The sequence below is a fragment of the Paenibacillus lignilyticus genome (assembly GCF_017942085.1).
GTDB lineage: Bacteria > Bacillota > Bacilli > Paenibacillales > Paenibacillaceae > Paenibacillus_Z > Paenibacillus_Z lignilyticus.
In genome coordinates this window covers 188,027-209,139 of sequence record NZ_JAGKSP010000008.1, presented here as the reverse complement: position 1 = coordinate 209,139, position 21,113 = coordinate 188,027, and the positions used below count along the sequence as shown (strand labels likewise).

The window sequence follows — 21,113 nt, the reverse complement described above, 5'->3', positions numbered from 1 at the left end:
TGAAGTATTCATTCTAATGGTCATTGGTGACCATAAAAAACAGTGAATGTACGTTATTTTCGTTCTAATGGTCAAGATTGACCACTTGATAGGACCGATAACGCTGTAGTCCACGTCCCATCCGTCTAGCGGATCGATTCAGGTAACAAGGAGCTCACTGCACCAAAATCATCGGAAAAAGAAGCGGCAGTCATAATTTTTGAACGATCAGCTCGTATTTGAGGTGGACAGGGTAAACGGAACGAATGGATAATTAAAGAATGAAGCCAAAAGCAAAGACGATACTTAGCGTGAACTTGATACCATATTGGAGGCTGCAGTTGTTATGATTAAGCTTAAAGACGGAGCGCTGACGCTGTTCGAAAGTGCGCTGTACAAAACGATGTCGGCGGTCATTGAGACCGAGGATGCGATTATTATCGTTGATCCATGCTGGCTGCCGCATGAAGTCGAAGAAATTCGGCAGTATGCGGATGCGGTGGCGGATGGAAGGCAGAAGTATGTGTTGTTCACGCACTCGGATTATGATCATATAATCGGATACGGAGCTTTCCCGGATGCGCAAGTGATTGCCTCCGCAGCGTTGGCGGATAAGAACGAGGTAGAGAAGGAAGCGATTCTCGAGCAAATTCGGGGCTTCGAGGACAGCTACTATCTGGAGCGCGACTATGAGATCGCCTATCCCGTTGTACAGCACCGCGCGGAATATGATGGGCAGGTGTTGCAATTAGGGAACGGCACGAAGCTGACGTTCTATCTGTCGCCGGGGCACAATGATGACGGCATGTACACCGTGGTGGAGCCGCTTGGACTGCTGTTTGCCGGTGATTATTGGTCGGATATTGAGTTCCCGTATATCTATTTCAGCAGCACGCTGTATGAAGCGAGTATTAGCAAGCTGGATACGATCTTGGCTGCCCATTCGATTACGCGGTTGATTCCGGGTCACGGCAATTCGACCGTGGAGCGCGACGAGATGAAACGCCGCCAAACGGCGGATTTCGCCTATATTGCGGCGATGCGGGAAGCCGTAGCAGCTGGGGATCAGGCAGCTGTTGACGCGCTGATTGAAGGATGTCCGTTCCCGCGCAATTTGCGCAAGTTCCACTTGGGGAATCAGCAGTTATTTGAGCGGGAGCTGGGAGTTAAGGGTGTGGAGTAGAGGCTGCAACTAGGCAGTCCGGCAATCGAACAAGCCAGGAAGTGGGCAGCCCTGTAATCGAGCAACCGCCAACTCACCAACTGAGCAACCTAGGAAGCTAGTAATTAGGCGGACCAGTAACTGAGTAACCGAGGAAACCCAGGAAACCCAGTAAGTGGCCAGACCAGTAACCTTAGCAACCGCCAGCCCACTAACTGAGCAACTCAGCAACCTACCGGCTCACTACCTGATCACGCCACCCCCATGCTTGCATGGGCAAAGCTGCTGTTGTCTGATTGAAATGGTGCCATTTATGCAACATTTCTATTGGAAGGGTGGGGTTATAGAGGAATTGTTGCACTTTCTGCAACATGTTGTTCTCGTAACGCCTCATTTCCAGTGATCCGCGTGAAAATGTTGCATATTGAGCAACATCGGATCGTTTTGGACCACTCAGGGAAGTGAGATGTTGCATTTTCTGCAACCTATTTACGAGCGGCTCGGCCATTTTGTAGAAATGTTCATGCAAAAGAAGAGCTGCCTCAAAAGTCGTACACTTTTGGGGCAGCTCTTCTGTTTGTGAGGGAGCTGGTTTACAGGCGAAGCTTGGCCAGGTCGAATGCAGGCACGAGACCTTCCTTCGCGGCTCGTCCGAGCAGCGCTTCGACGGCGGCATAGCCGCTCTCGCCGAGATTAGCCGAGTAGTCGTTGACATACAGCGCGATGTGCTGCTTAGCAACGTCCGGCGACATCTCCTGCGCATGCTGCATTACATAAGCGGCAGACTCTTCGGGATGTGCCCATGCGTATTCGACAGAAGCGCGAATCCATGACGTAAGCGATGCTTCATCAAGGGAACGGCGAGCAATAATGGCGCCGAGCGGAATGGGCAGACCGGTATCGGATTCCCACCAGCTGCCGAGGTCAGCCATCATGTTGAGACCGTAGTTCTGGTACGTGAAGCGGGCTTCATGGATGACGAGACCCGCGTCGATGGAGCCGTCTCTGACAGCAGGCATGATTTCATGGAATGGCATGACGACGATTTCCATGTTGCCGTCCGGGACAAGCTGCGCGGCCCAGAGACGGAAGAGCAGGTAAGCGGTAGAGCGATCGCTTGGCACGGCAATTCGTTTGCCTGTCAGCGCCGCCGGATCGTCTGTCTCGCCCTTCGTCAGCACAAGCGGACCGCATCCGCGGCCCAGCGCGCCGCCGCAAGGCAGCAAGGCGTAATCGTCCAGCACCCATGGCAGTGCGGCGTAGGAGATTTTGAGTATTTCGGGACCGGCGCCTTTCGCGGCCCAGTTGTTCGTAATATCGATATCCGCGTAGGTCACGTCAAACTCCGGTGCGTCCGGAATCAAACCGTGCACCAAGGCGTGGAATACAAAGGTATCGTTCGGACATGGAGAGAATGCGATATTCATTGTCATTGGAGCACCTCCTTTAGAATTGCGCTGCCGCGCTCAAGCGCTTGAAGCGCGTCGCCGATGCGCCACGCTTCGCGGTCACGCGGGCCGACCGCGTTCGAGATCGCGCGCAGCTCCAGGACGGGCACGCCGAAGTGCTGGGCTGCGCTTGCCACGCCGAAGCCTTCCATCGCTTCGGCTGCGGCTTCAGGCACTCGCCGCACATGCTCCGCAGCTGTGGCGGCTGTGCCTGTTGCCGTGGTCACGGTGAGCACCGGCCCCGTGACCACCGGCAGACCGGCCGCGCTAAGCGCCGCGGCCAAAGCGCTCGCGCTGCGCGCGCAGACCCCGGAGCGAGATGAGCCGAAACCGAGCTCATCCACGCTGGCGAAGCCGCCCGGGGTCTCCACGCCGAGGTCGGCGGCGATGATCTCGCTCGCGACCACGAGCGAGCCGAGCGCGGCCCGCTCGGCAAAGCCGCCGGCGATGCCTGCGCTGACGACCAGGCGGTACCCGCCCGCGGTCGCGGCGGCAGCTGGGCTTGTTGCCGTGCTAGCTGCTGCGCTGAAGCTCGCCGCGGCTGCCGCTCCGGCAGAGCTCCCGCCTTCTGCCCCACGCGTGCTCTCATCAGCAGCGTCCGCGCCCGCCTCAGCGGAACTCGCCGCCGGGTTCGTCCCCCAGGCGGCGCCGCCTGCCGCAAGCGTCGCCGCGGTAACCGCAGCCGCCGCAGCCGGGCCAACTCCGGCGGCGATCACATGAAACTGCGCCGCTTCTTCACCGAGCCCGCGCAGCACGGCGGCACGCTCGGCTTCTACAGCCGTCACAATCAAGATGCGACGCGTATCTTTCTTTTCCCCATTGCTCATCATGAACATCTCCCTTACTCACGCTGAAACGGTATGGACCGATCGTTACTGTAGAGGTATTGTACCATTTTTTAAGTGGATATCCTAAGTCGGCGGGGATAGGCTGCAGCGGTCAACTTGAGACGAGCGCGCGTAAAGAGTAAGCTAGAGGTTGAATTCAGGGTGAGGTGACAGACAATTATATGAAAGCTTTAGTTTTCCATACATTTGGGGGGCCGGAGGTTCTGGCTCTTCAAGAGATCCCGGAGCCGCTGCTTCAGGCAGGTACGGTAAAAGTCCGCACGCGGGCGATCGGTCTTAATTATGCGGACATTTATCGGCGCCGCGGCAACTACCATCTGGTCGGTGAACCGCCGTACATACTGGGTTATGAAGGAGCAGGCGTGGTCGAAGAGGTTGCGCCTGATGTGGAGGGCATTCAAGTCGGGGACCGCGTCGGTTTCGCGGATGTGCCGCATGCGAATGCGGAGCTTGTCCTTGTACCCGCTGACCGGGTCATCAAGCTTCCGGAAGGCATCAGTTATGAGGACGCTGCAGCTGTACTGTTGCAGGGCCTCACGGCGCAATATCTTGTAAACGACAGCTACGCCGTGAAGCAGGGCGAGGAGGTGCTTGTCCACGCGGCGGCAGGCGGAGTTGGCCAGCTGCTCATTCAATTATGCAAGGCTAGAGGAGCTAAGGTCGTCGGCCTGACATCCAGCCCTGAGAAACGTGATGCGGCGCTCGCGGCAGGGGCCGACGAGGTGTTCCTGTACAATACGGACTGGGTGAGCGGGGTGTTGAATTGGTCTGCAGGTGCGGGGATCGATGTGGCTTACGACTCCGTAGGTTCGACGTTGATGGACAGCTTCAAAGCGGTTCGGATCAAAGGGACGGTCGTTTTCTTCGGGATGGCCGGCGGCGATCCGGCGCCGGTCGATCCGCGGATGCTGATGGATACGAGCAAAACGCTCACCGGCGGCGACCTCTGGAACCACATTACATCAGCCGAGGAACGCAGCAGGCGCGGCAACGCGCTGTTTGCGGATATGTTGGGGGGCAGACTGCGCCTGTCAGAGCCGAGGACTTTTTCGCTGGCTGATGGCGCCGAGGCGCATCGTTACTTGGAGAGCCGCGCGAGTACGGGCAAAATTTTGCTGATCCCCTAACTGTGATACAATGGTTTTACCACAATTAACCGACTAGGAGTTGACCCTACATGAGTGAAGAAATCAACATGCAAGAGCTGGTTCAGTTTATCGCCGGCAAAACAAAAGCAACACCGAGCAGCATCGAGCAAGTACTGAAGCATGAGCAAACGTTCATCAACAACGCGCAAGAGGACAAGAATGGCGAAGTGAATATCGACAGCGACGAGCTGGTGGATTATATTTTGAGTCGGCCGGGGCTGAAGCTGGACGAGCTGACGGTGGAAACGATTTTGGACGTTGAGATGGAATACTTGATGGATAAAGGCATTGCCGGCTACGTCGACTAAACGAATTTTATATGGAATGTGGCTGAGGCCCATAACTCTTGTTGAAGAGTTGTGGGTCTCTTTGTGGTGCGCGAAAAAATCTTGAATTGCGGTTAGAGTGCCGTTTCCACTTCTCAATCGACTGCACATACATAGTACTAGATTGATAGAAAGATAGTGGAACAGTCCATGAAGGAGGATCGTATGCCTCATACCGCGCTTGCTCGATTATTTAAAGACATGTATGTCGTTCTCGAAGAGGCTAACCAGAGAAAAATCCCTTTTGAACAAGTCGTATACGAATGGAAAAGAAAGGCCGCCCATCCGCTGGCGCTGCCTCATGCCGAGCCGATTACCTCGCCTTTTCATCCCCCGGTGCAAGCTTCGCGATCTGTGTTTGCATCCCGAATTGCCATTATTGGAGGCGGTCTGGCTGGTCTGACTTGTGCGTATCGGCTGGAGCAGGCGGGATTCGCACCTATTGTGTTCGAGGCTGATCATAAAAAGATTCCCGGCCGCGTAGACACGCGGCGCGGCGCTTTCGACGATGGGCAGTCGATCGAGCGCGGCGGGATGTTGATTGATACCGGCCATGTCGCATTGCGCAGGCTGATTGAGGAGCTTGGGCTTACGCTGAATGATTTGCTGGCTGCTGAGGTGCGGGGTACGGAGCCTTGTTATTACTTTGACGGCGCGCCTTACACGCTGGCAGACGCGACGCGAGACTTCCAGGCGGTAGTGCCGAAGCTGAATGCGGACTTGAAGGCTGCCGGATTTCCGACAATGTATAACCAATATACGCCGCGGGGGCTTGAGCTCGACCGGATGTCGGTGGTGGATTGGATTGAAGAGAGTGTGCCCGGCGGCAAGCTTTCGAAGTTTGGGAAGCTGATCGATATTGCCTGCAACATCGAGTACGGGGCGGAGTCCTCGCAGCAAAGCGCCTTGAATTTCCTGTATTTGCACGATTACATCCCGGATGGGGAGAAGTTTAGCGTGTTCGGCGTGTCGGATGAGCGGTACCATGTGCGCGGGGGGAACGATCAAATCGCGCATCGGCTGATGGACAGGCTTGCGCCGGGCACCTTGCAGCGCGGCTGCCGGTTAATCGCGATTGCGGAGACGGCAGATGGCAGCTATCGGCTAACCCTGCAAGACCGGAGCGGCACGCATGAGGTGGCCGCGGAGCATGTGGTGCTCACGATTCCGTTCTCGATTTTGCGCAGTTCCGTGGATTACGGCAAGGCGGGCTTTAGGCCGCTCAAAATATCCGCCATCGAAGAGCTCGGCATGGGGGCAAACAGCAAGCTTCATGTGCAGTTTACCGACCGCCACTGGACGTCGGCCGGCTGCAACGGCGACACCATCACGGACGGCGGCTATCAAAATACATTCGATGTCACCCGCGGCCAATCGGGTAAATCCGGCATTCTGGTCGCATATACGGGAGGCAACGTGGCAGAGGGGATGAACCTCGGCTCGCTGCCGGAGCGAGCGCAGCAATTCCTGCATCAGCTGGAGCCGGTGGTACCCGGTATTACCCCGCGTTGGAACGGCAAAGTAACGCGCGACTATTGGCCGGGCAATCCGTTCTCGCTCGGGTCGTACGCCTACCGCAAGGTGGGGCAATATACCAAGTTCACGGGCATCGAAGGGGAGCGCGAGGGCAGCAAAGGCGCCTGCCATTTTGCCGGCGAGCACACCTCCGTCGTCTTCCAAGGCTACATGAACGGCGCCGTCGAAACCGGCGAGCGCGCCGCGGAGGAGATCATGGAAGCTCTGCGGGCGGAGGAGAGCAAGGAGTAGCTCCCAGAGCAACACAAGTAGCACACCCAGAGATCCACATGCGAGCCAGACAGCGAATTTCAGTACAAGAAGCTCATCCAGAGGTCTACATGCGAGATAAATAGCGAGTTTCGGAGCAAGTAGCACTCACAGAGATCCACATGCTAGCCAGACAGGGAAATTCAGCGCAAGAAACGCACCCAGAGATCCACATGCGAGCTAAATAGCGAATTTCAGCACAAATAGCCCACCAATAGATCCACAAGGGAGCAAACTCAGCGAATACGTCGCAAGAAGCACGCCCAGGGATCTACATGGTGCGGAAAGCAGCAAATTTCGAGCAAGAAGCTCACCCGCAGATCCACATGTTACTGAAGCGGCAAACAGCCAAAAAGGCGGAGCAGGAATTTCACCTGCACCGCCTTTTTTCTGCCTGTCCGCCCGAGGTTTACTTGTTCGTGGCGTGCTGTTTATTGCCCAGCTGTTTTGCCGGTGCGCCCTTGCCCTGGCGCTGTTTATTGCCTTCGGCTTTGGCCTGTGTATCATGCACCTTGTTCACGAAATCGCTCGTTTGATCCATGTGATTACCTCCTTCGGAATTCGCCTCTTTTAGGATGACCAGACAGCTCCGCAAACATGCAAGAAACGCCCAATTTGCGCAGTTTTTGCGCCTTTTCGTCACAATCTATGAATATCGGAAAATAAAGTTTGCAACTGCTATTTTCCGACATTTTACACTCTTGTAACCTTCTATGAAAGCGCTACAATAATAGTAACAACAACCCAGGAGGTGATTACTATGAGCCATGAGGAAGAGGTCATTTCAGAAGAAATTTCAAGCGAGCTGGAAGCAGCTGAGGAAGTAGCTGCAGCTAGCGAAGAAGCTGCAGAAGAAGCAGCCGAAGCATCCGAGGAAGCCGAAGAAGCAGCTGAAGAAGCTGAGGAAGCGACAGAAGAATCCGAGGAAGAAGCATCTGAAGAAGAAGCATCATCCGAAGAGGAAGCAGCTGTAGAAGCTGAAGAATCCGAAGAAGCTGCGGAAGAAGCTGCTGCCGAAGAACAAGCAGCAGATGGAGAAACGGAATAATGATATCCATCATTTCTTATAAACAATAAGGGCTTTCCCGAGTGTCTGCTAATGGACGCGGGGGAGCTCTTATTTTTGTATAATAGGAGGCAGAGGCTACAACCCGAAAAGAGGTTACGCAAGCTGATGGCTCAGGATTCATTCCTGTGGGACTTGCCCACACTGCTCATTCTGTTCGCGCTTGGATTGGTCGCATCGACCTTCGGCGCCGTCGTCGGTCTCGGAGGCGGCGTTATTATTATACCGGCGCTGCTGCTGCTTGGCCCCTCCATGCTGGGCATGGACATCGATACAACGCTGGCGGTCGGCGTTTCGCTGGGCGTGCTCGTCTTTACTTCGCTGACGTCGACGATCACGTTCTACAGAGAGGGCAAAACCGATCTTCGCTGCGCGCTCTTCTTCTCCATCTCAAGCGGTCCCATGTCGGTGGTCGGTGCCGGTTTGACCTCGCTGTTTGAGCCGGATGTATTCCGCCGGGCGTTCGGCTTCTTCATGCTGTTCATGGTCGTATTGCTGCTGCTTCGCAGCCGCATCAAGCCATTCCGCGGAACATGGCGGTACACCAAGCTGTACGTGGACGGAAACGGAGAACAGCTCGAATATGGCTACAGCATGCTGCCGGCACTGACCATCGGGGGAATAGTTGGACTCATCTCGGGTTTGCTCGGCATCGGGGGCGGTGTGCTGCTTATCCCTGCGATGGTGCTGCTCTTCCGGTTTCCCCCGCATATCGCGACTGCGACGTCGATGTCCGTCATCTTGGTGTCGGCACTGTTCGGCAGCGGCATGCATCTGTATCGCGGGGAGTGGGACTGGCAGCTTGTGCTGCCGCTTGCGCCCGGAGCGTTGATCGGCGGCTACGCAGGCGCGATTATCTCGCGCAAAATCGGAAGCAAGCTGCTCATTCGCATTATGTGTGCGGCGCTTGCGCTGTTTGCCATACGTATGATTTGGACATAGCGAATAGCAGACTTAGCGACTGCATTTCACCACAAATCAACTATAATAAAATCATCCTATTGTACCGGGAGGCATCGCTGCATGTCGCAACCTATACCGATCGGCCTGCTGCAGCTGGCCCCATACGTGCGGTATGTTCATTACAATGAAGGCGACGAGCGCTACCGCGTGCCGCGCAGAGTGATTTATGATTACGAGTTTATTTACGTGACGAGAGGCAGCGCATGCTACACGCTCGGCGATGTGGACTATGTGCTGCGTGCAGGCGATCTGCATATCATTCCGCCGCTCACGCTTAATTCGTGCAAGGTGCCGGAAGGCGGTTCTTTTGCTTATTACGCCTGCCATTTTGACCCGATCTATCTGGGGCAGGAGCAGGATTTCTCCGATGATGTGTATGTAAAAGTAGACTACGCGAATCTACCGGAGGTACCGGTGCAGGAGGGACTGCTGGTGCGGCAAACGCTGCAGTTTACCGATTTCGTGCTGCCGGCCGTACACCATTCGGGTGCACAATCGCATCGATTCGGCGATCGGTTCGCCGAGCTGCTGGACTTGTTCACCCGCAAACCCTTCGGCTACCAGGTCCGGATGCGTGCCTGTTTGCTCGATGTGATCGGGCTGCTGCTTGCAGACACGCATACTTCCGAGGGCATCAAACAGGACAGCCCCCACAAGGCGATGATCGCGGAAATAATTGAACTCATGCGCCAAGGCTATCGCTCGGAACTCGACATAGAAGGCATCGTGCGCAGCTATGGTATGACGGCTAAGTACGCCCGCACGCTGTTTAAGCAAGCGACAGGCCTTTCATGGACGCGCTACTTGGCGCGGTTTCGGATGGAACGGGCCAAAGAGCTGCTGCGCCAAGGAGAGCTGTCCGTAAGCGAAATTGCCGTATTGTGCGGCTATGAAGACCTGCATTATTTTAGCCGCCTCTTCAAGAAACTTGAAGGGATGCCGCCGCGTGCATACGGAGATTCCCTGCGCGGAACCCCTTAGACGCGGCAAGCTACTTTAAGCAACTCCTCTGCCAGCAGCCCCATTCGCTATTTGTGCAAAAATTAACGCTTGCGCTCCAAATACAGGATCATCGCGGCTGGGGTAGGATGGACCTAGCAGATGATCCTTTTATTCGTTTGGAGGCCGATTGAGACGATGAGCAAACCTGTTGAAGTAGCCGTCTATTATTTTCCGAACTATCACGTGGATAAACGCAATGAAGCCTGGCATGGCAAAGGGTGGACGGAGTGGGAGCTGACGAAGCGCGCTGAGCCGCGTTTTGCAGGTCATGATCAGCCGAAAGTGCCGCTGTGGGGCTATGAGGATGAAGCAGACCCCGCCGTCATGGCGCGCAAAATCGACGCCGCTGCCGATCACGGCGTGGATACGTTTATTTTCGACTGGTACTGGTACGAGGATGGGCCTTATCTGGATCGAGCGCTCGAGGAAGGTTTTCTTGGCGCGGACAACAATAGCCGCTTGAAATTTGCGTTGATGTGGGCGAACCATGATTGGATGGATATTCATCCGGCTCAGCGGAGCACGCCATATAATATTTTGGCGCAAGGTACGGTCAGTCGGGAAGCGTTCATGCAGGCGACCGATCACATGATCCGGACGTATTTCACTCGGCCGAACTATTGGCGCGTGGACGGAAAGCTGTATTTCTCGGTGTACGAACTGATGAGCTTGGTCAAAGGGCTTGGCAGCATCGAGGCGACGAGAGAAGCGCTCGATGATTTCCGTACTCGGGTTCGCGCGGCAGGACTCGGCGAGCTGCATGTGAATGCGGTGGTATGGGGCGTGCAGATTCTCCCGGGCGAGCAGAAGATCACGAACGGCAATGAGCTGCTGGCTGCGCTGGGCGTCGACAGTATCTCTTCGTATGTGTGGATTCATCATCAGGAGCTGCCGACATTTCCGGAGACGCCGTATGCTCAGATTAGCGTGAAGTCGGCTGAAGACTGGTCCAAATTCTCGTCCATGTATGGTCTGCCTTATCTGCCGAATGTGACGATGGGCTGGGACTCATCGCCGCGAACGGTGCAGTCGGACGCGTATGATAATCTAGGCTATCCGTATATGGGCATGCTGTCCGGCAACACGCCGGCACAATTTGAATTGGCGCTTGTAAGGATGAAGCAGTTTCTGGCGAGCGGGGAGAACAACTTCCCGGCGTTTACGGTTAATGCGTGGAACGAGTGGACGGAAGGCAGCTACTTAGAGCCGGATACGAAGAATGGAATGGCGTATTTGGAAGCGATCAAGCGGGTATTTGGCTAAGGGAATATTCCACTCGAAAAAACCCCCTTCACCGGGGGATGCAGCGCAAGCTAGCGCTGCTGCCCGGATGAAGGGGATTTTTGTGTGTTGCAGATGCTGCTGTCACTGCCGATTGGCGGATTTGAAGCCCACCAATACGAAGAAGATCAGCAAAGCCAGAATATCGAGAGCGGCAATGATGATGCCCATCGGAATAGCCGTATGGCTGCCGGCGATGCCGACAAACGGTGCAACGATGGAGCCGAACATGAACGACATGAGTCCTTGCAGCGCGGAAGCACTGCCCGCGGCATGGCCTTGACTGCGCATCGCGAGCGAGAAACCCATCGTGGTCACGATCCCGACGCTTGCGACAACGAAGAACAGCGGCAGCAATACGAGCAGCAGCGGCGCGTGGATCAGCAGCATGAGCAGCAGGGTGACGCCGCCGAGCGCAGCCAGACAAAGTCCGGTCACGAGCAGCTTCACTTCGTTCACGCGACCAGCCAACCGTCCCGCGACTTGGCTTGCGACGATAATGCCGAGCCCGTTAATCGCAAAGCAGAGACTGAAGATCTGCGGGGATACGCCGTACACATCCTGCAGTACGAAAGGCGAGCCGGAGATGTAAGCGAACATCGCGGCCATGACGAAGCCTTGTGCCAGTGCATAGCCCATAAACGAACGGTTCGTCAGCAGACCACGGAACGTGGAGAGGGTATTCAATATGCCGCCTTTGGCACGTCGGTTGATCGGGAGCGTTTCAGGCAGACCCAGAAGTACGGCGATGAACATGATAAGACCGATTGCGCCAAGCACGACAAACACGCCATGCCAGGTCGTAAAGTGAAGCAGCTGTCCGCCGAATATGGGGGCGGCGATCGGCGCGATGCCGTTGACGAGCATGAGCAGCGAGAAGAACTTCGTCAGCTCAGGCCCCGTGTACAAGTCGCGCACAATGGCGCGGGCGATAACGATCCCGGCCGCGCCGGCTAAACCCTGTACGAACCGCAATACGATGAACGTGCCGATCGATGGCGCGATCGCACATAACAGAGATGATACCGTGTAAAGCAGCAAGCCAATCAGAAGCGGCTGCCGACGGCCGCGGACATCGCTGATTGGGCCGGCGAACAGCTGTCCGAGCGCGAGTCCGATCAAGCACGCGGTCAGGCTGAGCTGAGCGAGCGAGGTGCTCGTGTTCAAATCGTCTGCGAGCTTCGGCAGCGCGGGCAAATACATATCGAGCGACAGCGGTCCGAAAGCGCTCAGCGAGCCGAGGACGGCCGCTGTCCAGAGCCGTCTGGAGCGCGGCATGACGGCCGTTGCGCCTGTCAGTCTATCCATAAGGGGACTTCCTTTCTGCTAACCGTGTAAGTAGCACTATTTATTATAGTACAGCCCTTCGGACTGTCAACGAACGAAGGCTCCGATTCGTACCCTGAGTGGTGCAATCCCAGGGCCAAGAGAAGGAATGAACCAAGGAAGAAGTTAGCATACTATCCCCAAAGAACAATGGGGGGAATTACAACGATGCCAACAAGATCAAACCGCTTCTATATGACGCTTGCAACTGCAGCACTGCTGACCTTTACTATGCCCGCATGCGGCAAGCAGGAATCAGACAATCATGCCGATGCGCCGGGTACCAATTTGCTGGAAACCATCAAGTCCAACGGCGAGATTACGATTGGCACGGAGGGCACCTATGCCCCGTTTACCTTTCACGATAAGGACGGAAAGCTTACCGGCTTCGACGTGCAGATCGCGGAAGAAGTGGCCAAACGGCTCGGCGTAAAAGCGAAATTCATCGAAACGAAGTGGGACGGCATGCTTGCGGGCCTTGATGCGAAGCGCTTCGATATGGTGGCGAACGAAGTCACGATTCGAGACGATCGGAAGGAGAAGTATGATTTTTCTGATCCCTATATTGTTTCTAAGGCTGTGCTAATCGTGCAGGAGGACAACACCGACATTAAGAAGCTTGCGGATCTCAAAGGCAAGAAGTCGGGGCAGTCGCTGACGAGCGACCTGGGTGACATTGCAAAAGCAAACGGCGCGGAAATTGTCCAGATCGACGGCTTTAACCAAGCGATTGATCTGCTCACCTCGGGCCGAATCGATGCCACCATCAACGATAAGCTGAGCTTTCTGGATTTGAAAAAGCAGCGTCCGGATGTTCCGATCAAAGTGGTCGACGAGACGAATAACGCATCTCAAAGCGGCTTGCTGCTCCATAAGGGAAATCCGGAGCTGGTCGATGCCATTAATAAGGCGCTTGCCGACATGAAAGCGGACGGCACCTATTTGACGATCTCCAAAACCTATTTTGGCGAGGATGTATCGCAGTAAAGAGGGCGGTTGATCATCATGAGCGATCGCACAGAGCGGCTGCTGCACATCTTTCTCGAAAATTTCATGCCTCTGCTGAAGGCAGGATTAGCTTTCACAGTCCCGCTAACGCTGATTTCGTTTGTACTTGGTCTGCTGCTGGCCGTCGTGACGGCACTTGTACGGCTGTCGGATTTGCGCGCGCTGGCACAGCTGGCGCGCTTCTATGTGTGGATAATCCGCGGGACGCCGCTGCTGGTGCAGCTCTTTATTATTTTCTACGGGCTGCCGAGTGTCGGCATTACGATCGACCCGTTCCCAGCAGCAGTGATTGGATTTACGTTAAGTGTGGGAGCATACGGATCGGAAATCATACGCGCGGCAATTATCTCTATTCCGCGCGGGCAGTGGGAAGCGGCTTATTCGCTTGGACAGACGAGGTTGACGGCGCTGCGGCGGATTATTCTGCCACAGGCTGCGCGCGTGTCCGTTCCGCCGCTGTCGAACTCGTTTATCAGCTTGGTGAAGGATACGTCACTGGCGTCGACGGTGACGTTCACGGAGTTGTTTCAGAAAGGGCAGCAAATTACGGCGGTCGTCTATGAGCCGCTGCTCATCTATTGCGAAGTGGCGCTGATCTATTTGCTGCTATGCACGGTGTTGTCCACGCTTCAGCGCCGGTTGGAACGATATTACGAACGGTATGATGCCGGGTAGAGGAGCGTGACGAAGGCGCGATGATTCAGGTTCAAAATTTAACGAAATCGTTCGGCTCCTCGGCCGTGCTGAAAGGCATCGATATGCGGCTCGAGCAGGGCAGCGTGCTCGTCGTTATTGGCCCGTCCGGCTCTGGCAAATCAACGCTGCTGCGCTGCCTGAATGTGCTGGAGGTGTCGACTTCGGGCTCGGTTGCCATCGGCAATGCCAGCATCGACTTTCAGCCGGGCGTGAAGCCTAAGCTAGCCGACGTGCTGTCGCTGCGGAGGCAAACGGGGATGGTCTTTCAGGCGTATCATCTGTTTCCTCATTTGACTGCGCTGCAGAACGTTATGGAGGGGCAGATTACGGCATTGCGCCGAACGAAGGCGCAAGCAAGGGCGCGGGCGCGGGAGCTGCTCGAAAAGGTAGGTCTCGCGGATAAAGCGGACGCTTACCCGCATCAACTGTCCGGCGGTCAGCAGCAGCGTATCGGTATCGCGCGTGCCATGTCCATCGACCCCAAGCTGCTGCTCTTCGACGAACCGACCTCGGCGCTCGATCCCGAATTGGTGCAGGAGGTATTGAAAGTTATCCGCGAGCTTGCCAAAGAAGGGCGAACAATGATGATCGTGACGCATGAAATGAAGTTTGCCCGCGAAGTGGCAGACCGCATTATCATGATCGACGAGGGCGTAATCGTCGAAGAAGGCCCACCGGAGCAAATATTTGGAAGCCCTCGGCAAGAACGAACCAAGCAGTTTTTATCGATTTTGCTGGAGAAATAACAGTCAGACTGGTAAATATGGAAATATATTTACATTTGAAAGCCCCGTCCTATCTGAGGACGGGGCTTTTTCATGCCGAAATTCCCCCCATTGTCGGTTGGTAGGATAGCAAGTAGATTTACATAATAGAGTTGTTCCCGTCTATTATTCTCATCTACTTGAAGGAGAGTCGGTATGCACAAAAGCAGCAGCAAGAAGCTAGTTTCGAAAGTTATCGTCGGCAGTATGCTGGTATCGCTTGCCCTTCCCTATCATGTGTTTGCGGCGAATCCGCTTCAGGACGTTAGTCCTTCCAACTACAATTTCTCACCGGCACAAAAGAGCGCATTGAAACAGCTGGATTTCAAGCGTCCCGTTATTTCGCCCGAGCTCAACCTCAAGAGCTCGGCTTCCGTCTCCGTCATCGTGGAATTTAAGCAGGCGCCAGCGCGGGTGGAAGTGCTTAGACAAGCTTCAGAAGGCGTGAAAATTTCCCCCAACGAAGCGTTAGAGGAAGCTGCAGACGACCATGCGACGTTCAAGAGCTACGTGCAGCAGTTGGTAGAGAAGAAAGCGGCCGAGCAAGGCCCGGCTACCTTTGATGCGGAAGAAGTAGCGATCACCAGAGAGTATCACCATGCTTTTAACGGCGTCGCCATGACGCTGCCGGGCAAGGATGTCGAAAGCCTGCTTCGTTCAGGCGTCGTCAAAACGATTTATAAGGACAATGCCGTACAGCTCGATCCGAAAGAGATGGAGCTGCTAACCGGTGCAGAAGCCGTCCGGCAATCCGATGCGCCTTCCACCGATAACTCGATTCCGCTGGATGGCATTTATGACTTGCATGCGCAGGGCATTAAAGGCAAAGGGATTAAAGTAGGCGTACTGGATACAGGGATCGATTATAACCATCCGGATTTGACGCACGCCTACAAAGGCTACCGCGCGCAAGAGGGCGTGGATCCGAAGACGATTGATCCGTCTGCAATTAAAGGCTGGGACGCCATCGATAACGATGCGGATCCGATGGAAACCACGTATAAGGATTGGCAAACATCCGGTCAACCGGAAGATCAGGGTAACGGAACCTACTATACGTCTCACGGTACGCATGTATCGGGAACGATCGCCGGCCGCGCCGAGAACAGCGCAACCGACGCTCCGGCACTGGGCGTAGCGCCTGAAGCAGATCTGTATGGGTACCGCGTCTTGGGGCCTTACGGCAGCGGCACGGAGAGTCAGATTATGGCGGGAATCGATAAAGCCGTACAAGACGGCATGGATGTCATCAATCTTTCTCTAGGGGTTATGGTTAATGACCCGCTCATGGCTGAGGCCGTCTCGATCAATAACGCTACGCTGCTTGGCGTAGTCTGCGCGGTTGCCGCAGGGAATGCGGGACCGGATGAGAAAACGGTAACCTCCCCGGGTACGTCGCCGCTGGGTATTACGGTTGGCGCAAGCGATTTTGCGATAGCTCTGAAGACAATGACGGGGAGTGTCTCGGACGCGGCAAATTCGATTTCGCTGGATGAGATGCATGTCATTGCGTACAACTATTCCTCGCTGGAAAGCTTGTTAAACACGGAACAACCTTTCGAGATCGTCGATGTGGGATTAGCGGATACGGCTGACTTCGAAGGCAAAGACCTTACGGGCAAAGTCGCTTTCATTCAGCGCGGAACGCTTTCTCTTCAAACAAAAGTAGAAAATGCGGCGAAAGCAGGCGCTATTGCCGCGATCATGTCGAATAACGTGGATGGCGATATTCCGTTTGTAGGCGATGGATCTGGCTTAATCCCGACCTTCGGAACGACCCAAGCGGTAGGCGAAGCCCTCAAAGCAATGGGGGCTCCGAAGGTGTCGTTCAGCTCCATCGGAAGCACCGTTACCGAAGGCGGCCATTTGGCTAACTTCAGCGGAAGAGGCCCGGTTAACGGCAGCTATGATATTAAGCCGGATGTCGTTGGGCCGGGTGTGAATGTCTATTCCACTTACCCGGAATATATTCACAGCAAGGAAGAAGGCATTGACTACTCGCATGCTTATGCGCGAATCTCGGGCACTTCGATGGCAACGCCGCATGTAGCGGGTATCATTGCGCTGATTTTGCAGCAGCATCCGGAGTATACGCCTTTCGATGTCAGAGCCGCGCTGATGAATACGGCGGACGACCTGAACGGCGACTACTCCGTCTACCAAGTGGGCGCAGGCGAGGTCGATGTAACCGAAGCCGTAAATGCGGATGTATCCATTACGGTGTTGAACAAAGTCCAGACGCTCGATCAGACAGGCATGCCGGTTACGATCGACAACCCTACGGGTTCGATCTCCTACGGTAACCATGCGAAGTTCCAAGATATCGGCGAAAGCAGAAATATGACCATTACGAATCATAGCGCAACCGATAAAACCTTTATGATCGCGGCAGAGTATTTTGCAGGCGGCAGCGTGAGCGCGGTTGACAATAACGTTGCAATAAATGCAGGCGGAGCGGAGACCGTTAAGGTTCCTGCGGGAGCTTCTGTGACGTTGCCTGTAACCGTTGTCGTTCCATCGACTGCGGCGAACGGCAGATACGAGGGCTATGTCCACCTTGCCAACGCAGAGAATGCCGATGAGAAGTACCAGGTTCCTTTTGCGATTCGTGTCGTGGAGCCGGGTGTTGATTATATGTACCTGCTTAATCCGGCGTTCATGTCGGAGTACCCGTCAGTTGCTCATCCTTTCCAAGACAGCCTGAAATATATGATGTTCAAGCTGAATAGTCCTATGGTTTCCGTGGAAACCGTAGTGACGGACAAAGACGGAAATCCGATCGGAAGCTATGCTCCGCAACCTCGTGATGCATCGGATGCTCCGGTGGATGAAGAACTTTGGCTTCAAGTGGGCGAGTATATACTCCCGTATATCGGAGATCCGGCGGACAATCAGATTTCGACGCAGTATGAGCTATTGAAGGAAGGCGAATACAAGCTTCGTCTAATTGCGAAGGATGCAGAAGGCCGTATTTATACGAAAGAAACTCTGTTTATTATCGATAATAAACGTCCAACCCTCACGTTTAATGATTATGCTCCGGGCGTGTATGAAGTTGAAGACGCCATGTTTACGACGGAAGAATTGCAAGGCGCGAGCCACGATGCGATTTGGATTCATGCCAACCTGAGCGACGAGGGGACGGCAAAGCTGGCGCCGCTCGGCATCACGCAAGCCGCTAACCGTCTGTTCTATTACCAGAACCAGAATATCTACCCGGACGGCGAGTTCAAGGTCGAAGACAACGGCGATGTCAAGTTCGGTATCACGCGCGAAGATTTGATCGATCCCGAAACGAAGGTGGACAGGCCGCTTACGCTGGCACTATTCCCGATCGATCTGGCGACGAACGGGTACCTGGTCGCGGATTTCCGGCATTACGGATTTATCAAAGCAGGTTCGCCTTATGTCGTCCCAGAGTATGATAAGGACAAATTGGCTTTGAACGAAGAAGTCACCATGACGCTCAACCTGAATAATGTCGAAGATTTGATCGCAGGCACATACGATGTGAGCTACTACAGAGAACTTGAATTCGTAGATGTGAAAGTGAACGATGCCTTCCGGGCAAAAGCTGACGAAGCAGGCGTAACCGTCAAACTGGATGAACCAGTCATTCACGAAGACCCGGTTTGGTCGTCCAAGAACATCGTGAACGTCGGTGCCTCCGTAGTCGGCGATAACTTCGCCGGATTTGACGGAGACATGCCGTTCGTTGACGTGACGTTCAAATTGATTGATGACAGGTTGTATACCGGTCTCGACAAGATGAATATCGAACAGAACATCGAGAAATTTTTCTATACGAAAGCAGGAGAGGAAGCCGCCGTGCAAATTCCTCTTTTCAATCAAGTCGACAGCTACAAAGTGGCAGCTAAGCATTCCAATGTGGAAGGGTCATTGTGGCCTGAAGCCTTCATGGCCTTCGACGGCGACTATGGCAACCTCGATTATTCCAAAGACTTTAGCAAAGTGGGAGCTAAAGCGACTGCGAACGTAGACGGTACTACGTATGAGGCGACTATAGAGCGAAATGGCAGGGTCGTGTTTGATAATCTCCCGCTCAGCGAGAACGAGACGGAATTCACCATTGAAGTTCCGGGGCATTTAACCGGCCAAGTCTCTATGAAAATCGGTAAAACGATGTTTGATGAACATGTCGGGGAAAATGCTATGTTAGCTCAAGCGCTGAACCTGGCGGGCGATGTGAACGGCGACCACATGATCGATATTCTGGATGCGCAGCGGGTTGCCGGCCAATATTATAAGCGCTCCGATACGAACTTCCCGGCGGAAGACTTGAACCAGGATGGACTCGTTGACGCGAAGGATATGGCGTTTATCGTCAAGAACTTCCTGGAGGTTGACTCTGAAGCAACGGGAACGCCACAAGAGACGATCGACGGCAAAGGTGTACAGGATTTTGTCGATGAACTGTCCGCTGCTGAAGCGATCAGCGACCTTACGAATAAATCGTTTAACAAGCATGAAGCGGAGTTCGAATGGAGTGCTGTAGAAGGCGCTGAAGCGATCTCCATTGATCAGTCCAGCGATGACGGCGTTTCTTGGAAGGCGGCAGAGACGGCTGAACCTCTCGCGCCGGATGCTGCAGCAACAAAGGTACAGGGCTTGAAGGCAGGTACGGCGTATAAATTCAGAATCGTTGTCACCGGCGGTCCGAATGCCGGCGTGTCCAACATCGTGGATGTGACGACCGTAGCGACACCGATCACCGATTTCACGAATAAAGCCGTATCCGAAACAGAAGCTCAGTTCGAATGGACCGCTGTGTCGGAAGCCGGGGAGCTGGCAATTGAACAGTCGACCGATAATGGGGCAACATGGACCAAATCCGAAACGACCGAATGGCTTGCTTCCGATGCCGCAACGGCGACGGTAAAAGGCCTAACGGCGGGCACGTCGTATAAATTCAGAATCGTGGTATCCGGTGGACCAAGCGCGGGTGAATCCAATATTGTATCGGTGACAACCGCCTCGACGTTTGTTCCGGGAGGCCCTGGCGTACCGACACTGCCGGACAACCCTGTAACCGATGGGGATAACGGCGTAATTCTAACACCGGGGGCTGACGAAGTGAAAACCGGCACAACGCCGGACGGTAATACTACCGTAACCGTCACGCCGGATGCAGATGATCTTACGAAAGCGTTCGAATCGCTCAAAGGCAACAAGCACGCGGTCGTGATTCATATCAATCAAGCGGCGGACAACGTTGATTTGCAGCTGCCTGCAGATGTGCTTGCAGCTGCGGTAGAGTCCAATCCGAATGCGGTCATCGCTGTAGAGACCGATAAAGGAAGCTTCAATCTACCGATCAAATCCGTTGACTTTAAAGGGCTTGCGCAATCGCTTGGTTCCGATCTAAGCAGCATGACGGTATCCATTTCGATGACTGCCCCTACGGCGGAGCAACAGCAGCATATTACCGACAGCGCGAAAGCGAACAACATGAATGTTATCGGTGTCGTTAACTTTACCGTGACTGCAAACGCTGGCGGTAAATCCGAAGAGATTACAAACTTCGGCAGCACCTATGTTACAAGAACAATCGTCGCAGAAGGTCAAGGTGCAGGCAAGCAATTTATGGCTGTTCTCGTTGATCCTGCTACAGGCGAAATGTCCTTCATCCCAGCAACGGTGACGAATGAAAAAGGTACAGTAGAAGCCGTCATTAAGGCTCCTCATGCAAGCTTCTACGGTATCGTTGAAGTATCGCCAAAAACATTCGCCGATGTGACGACGCATTGGGCGAAGAAAGAAATCGAGCTGCTCGCTTCGACGCTGCTTCTGAAGGGCACTTCAACAAGCACATTCTCGCCAAGCAGCACCGAAACGCGTGCGGAGTTTGCCGCGATGCTGGCAAGAGCGCTCGGTCTTGAGATGATGGATACAGCTACTGCATTTGCTGATGTGCCGGCAGACAAATGGTACGCCAGCGCGGTTCACGCCGTAGTAGAAGCAGGCATCGTTTCCGGACGCAGCAAGGACAGCTTTGCCCCGAACGCAACGATCACGCGCGAAGAAATGGCTGTCATGCTGGCCGGAGCGCTTAAGTTCGCGGGCAAAACGTCCGGTTCCTCGGCGCAGCTGTCCTTCACGGACAAAGGCAGCATTGCAAGCTGGGCTAAGAACGCTGTAGCTCAAGCTGCAGGCGCAGGCATTCTGCAAGGCAACAATGAAGGCGCATTTGCACCTAAAGCGAATGCAACGCGCGCGGAAGCAGCGGTTGTATTGAAACGTTGGCTGCAATTCGTGGGCTTCATGAACTAAACCAAAAAGGACGGAGCAGG

16 protein-coding genes are annotated in these 21,113 nt (G+C 54.6%); 12 read left to right on the top strand and 4 right to left on the bottom strand.

Features of this window, described 5'->3' with window-relative positions; all coding sequences use genetic code 11:
* The first annotated feature begins 325 nt into the window (after window positions 1–325).
* The gene (locus I8J30_RS19835; RefSeq protein ID WP_210661036.1) at window positions 326–1,162 is read left to right on the top strand and encodes an MBL fold metallo-hydrolase; all 837 of its coding nucleotides are present in this window, start codon (window positions 326–328) and stop codon (window positions 1,160–1,162) included.
* A gap of 572 nt (window positions 1,163–1,734) precedes the next feature.
* Here I8J30_RS19835 and I8J30_RS19830 read toward each other — a convergent pair.
* Window positions 1,735–2,568: a 1,4-dihydroxy-6-naphtoate synthase gene (locus tag I8J30_RS19830; protein WP_210661125.1), complete on the bottom strand. Its 834-nt coding sequence runs from the start codon at window positions 2,566–2,568 to the stop codon at window positions 1,735–1,737.
* Between the two features lie 2 nt (window positions 2,569–2,570).
* Window positions 2,571–3,419 (bottom strand): futalosine hydrolase, encoded by an 849-nt coding sequence (locus I8J30_RS19825; RefSeq protein ID WP_240548203.1) that lies wholly within the window; start codon window positions 3,417–3,419, stop codon window positions 2,571–2,573.
* Window positions 3,420–3,598: 179 nt separating this feature from the next.
* On the opposite strand from I8J30_RS19825, the gene I8J30_RS19820 reads away from it, so the two are divergent.
* From I8J30_RS19820 to I8J30_RS19810, 3 genes are all read left to right on the top strand, one after another.
* On the top strand, window positions 3,599–4,564 hold the full coding sequence (locus I8J30_RS19820) for a quinone oxidoreductase family protein (protein ID WP_210661035.1): 966 nt from the start codon (window positions 3,599–3,601) through the stop codon (window positions 4,562–4,564).
* Window positions 4,565–4,614: 50 nt separating this feature from the next.
* On the top strand, window positions 4,615–4,893 hold the full coding sequence (locus I8J30_RS19815; protein ID WP_210661033.1) for a hypothetical protein: 279 nt from the start codon (window positions 4,615–4,617) through the stop codon (window positions 4,891–4,893).
* Between the two features lie 183 nt (window positions 4,894–5,076).
* Window positions 5,077–6,678, top strand: a complete 1,602-nt coding sequence (locus tag I8J30_RS19810) for a flavin monoamine oxidase family protein (RefSeq protein WP_210661031.1) — start codon at window positions 5,077–5,079, stop codon at window positions 6,676–6,678.
* 427 nt (window positions 6,679–7,105) lie between these two features.
* On the opposite strand, the gene I8J30_RS19805 is transcribed toward I8J30_RS19810, so the two are convergent.
* Window positions 7,106–7,237 carry a DUF4023 domain-containing protein gene (locus tag I8J30_RS19805; protein WP_090980254.1) on the bottom strand — a complete coding sequence of 44 codons (132 nt, stop codon included), beginning with the start codon at window positions 7,235–7,237 and terminating at the stop codon, window positions 7,106–7,108.
* Window positions 7,238–7,456: 219 nt separating this feature from the next.
* Here I8J30_RS19805 and I8J30_RS19800 point away from each other — a divergent pair, with 219 nt between their 5' ends.
* The 4 genes from I8J30_RS19800 to I8J30_RS19785 all read left to right on the top strand — a co-directional run bounded on the left by I8J30_RS19800 (window position 7,457) and on the right by I8J30_RS19785 (window position 10,990).
* Window positions 7,457–7,744, top strand: a complete 288-nt coding sequence (locus tag I8J30_RS19800) for a hypothetical protein (protein WP_210661029.1) — start codon at window positions 7,457–7,459, stop codon at window positions 7,742–7,744.
* Window positions 7,745–7,870: 126 nt separating this feature from the next.
* Window positions 7,871–8,704, top strand: a complete 834-nt coding sequence (locus I8J30_RS19795) for a sulfite exporter TauE/SafE family protein (RefSeq protein ID WP_210661027.1) — start codon at window positions 7,871–7,873, stop codon at window positions 8,702–8,704.
* A gap of 81 nt (window positions 8,705–8,785) precedes the next feature.
* Entirely contained in the window at window positions 8,786–9,706 is a 921-nt protein-coding gene (locus tag I8J30_RS19790; protein ID WP_210661026.1) for an AraC family transcriptional regulator, read from the top strand.
* Window positions 9,707–9,862: 156 nt separating this feature from the next.
* Window positions 9,863–10,990 carry a glycosyltransferase WbsX family protein gene (locus I8J30_RS19785; protein WP_210661024.1) on the top strand — a complete coding sequence of 376 codons (1,128 nt, stop codon included), beginning with the start codon at window positions 9,863–9,865 and terminating at the stop codon, window positions 10,988–10,990.
* A gap of 102 nt (window positions 10,991–11,092) precedes the next feature.
* Here the strand turns inward: I8J30_RS19785 and I8J30_RS19780 are convergent, their stop codons facing one another.
* Window positions 11,093–12,316: a multidrug effflux MFS transporter gene (locus I8J30_RS19780; protein WP_210661022.1), complete on the bottom strand. Its 1,224-nt coding sequence runs from the start codon at window positions 12,314–12,316 to the stop codon at window positions 11,093–11,095.
* A gap of 186 nt (window positions 12,317–12,502) precedes the next feature.
* On the opposite strand from I8J30_RS19780, the gene I8J30_RS19775 reads away from it, so the two are divergent.
* The 4 genes from I8J30_RS19775 to I8J30_RS19760 all read left to right on the top strand — a co-directional run bounded on the left by I8J30_RS19775 (window position 12,503) and on the right by I8J30_RS19760 (window position 21,093).
* Window positions 12,503–13,321: an amino acid ABC transporter substrate-binding protein gene (locus tag I8J30_RS19775; RefSeq protein ID WP_210661020.1), complete on the top strand. Its 819-nt coding sequence runs from the start codon at window positions 12,503–12,505 to the stop codon at window positions 13,319–13,321.
* Window positions 13,322–13,339: 18 nt separating this feature from the next.
* Window positions 13,340–14,017, top strand: coding sequence for an amino acid ABC transporter permease (locus tag I8J30_RS19770; protein WP_210661018.1), 678 nt, complete (start codon window positions 13,340–13,342; stop codon window positions 14,015–14,017).
* A gap of 20 nt (window positions 14,018–14,037) precedes the next feature.
* Complete coding sequence (locus I8J30_RS19765) at window positions 14,038–14,784, top strand: amino acid ABC transporter ATP-binding protein (protein ID WP_210661016.1); 747 nt, start codon at window positions 14,038–14,040, stop codon at window positions 14,782–14,784.
* A 174-nt stretch (window positions 14,785–14,958) separates the two neighbouring features.
* Complete coding sequence (locus tag I8J30_RS19760; RefSeq protein WP_210661014.1) at window positions 14,959–21,093, top strand: S8 family serine peptidase; 6,135 nt, start codon at window positions 14,959–14,961, stop codon at window positions 21,091–21,093.
* Window positions 21,094–21,113 lie beyond the last annotated feature (20 nt).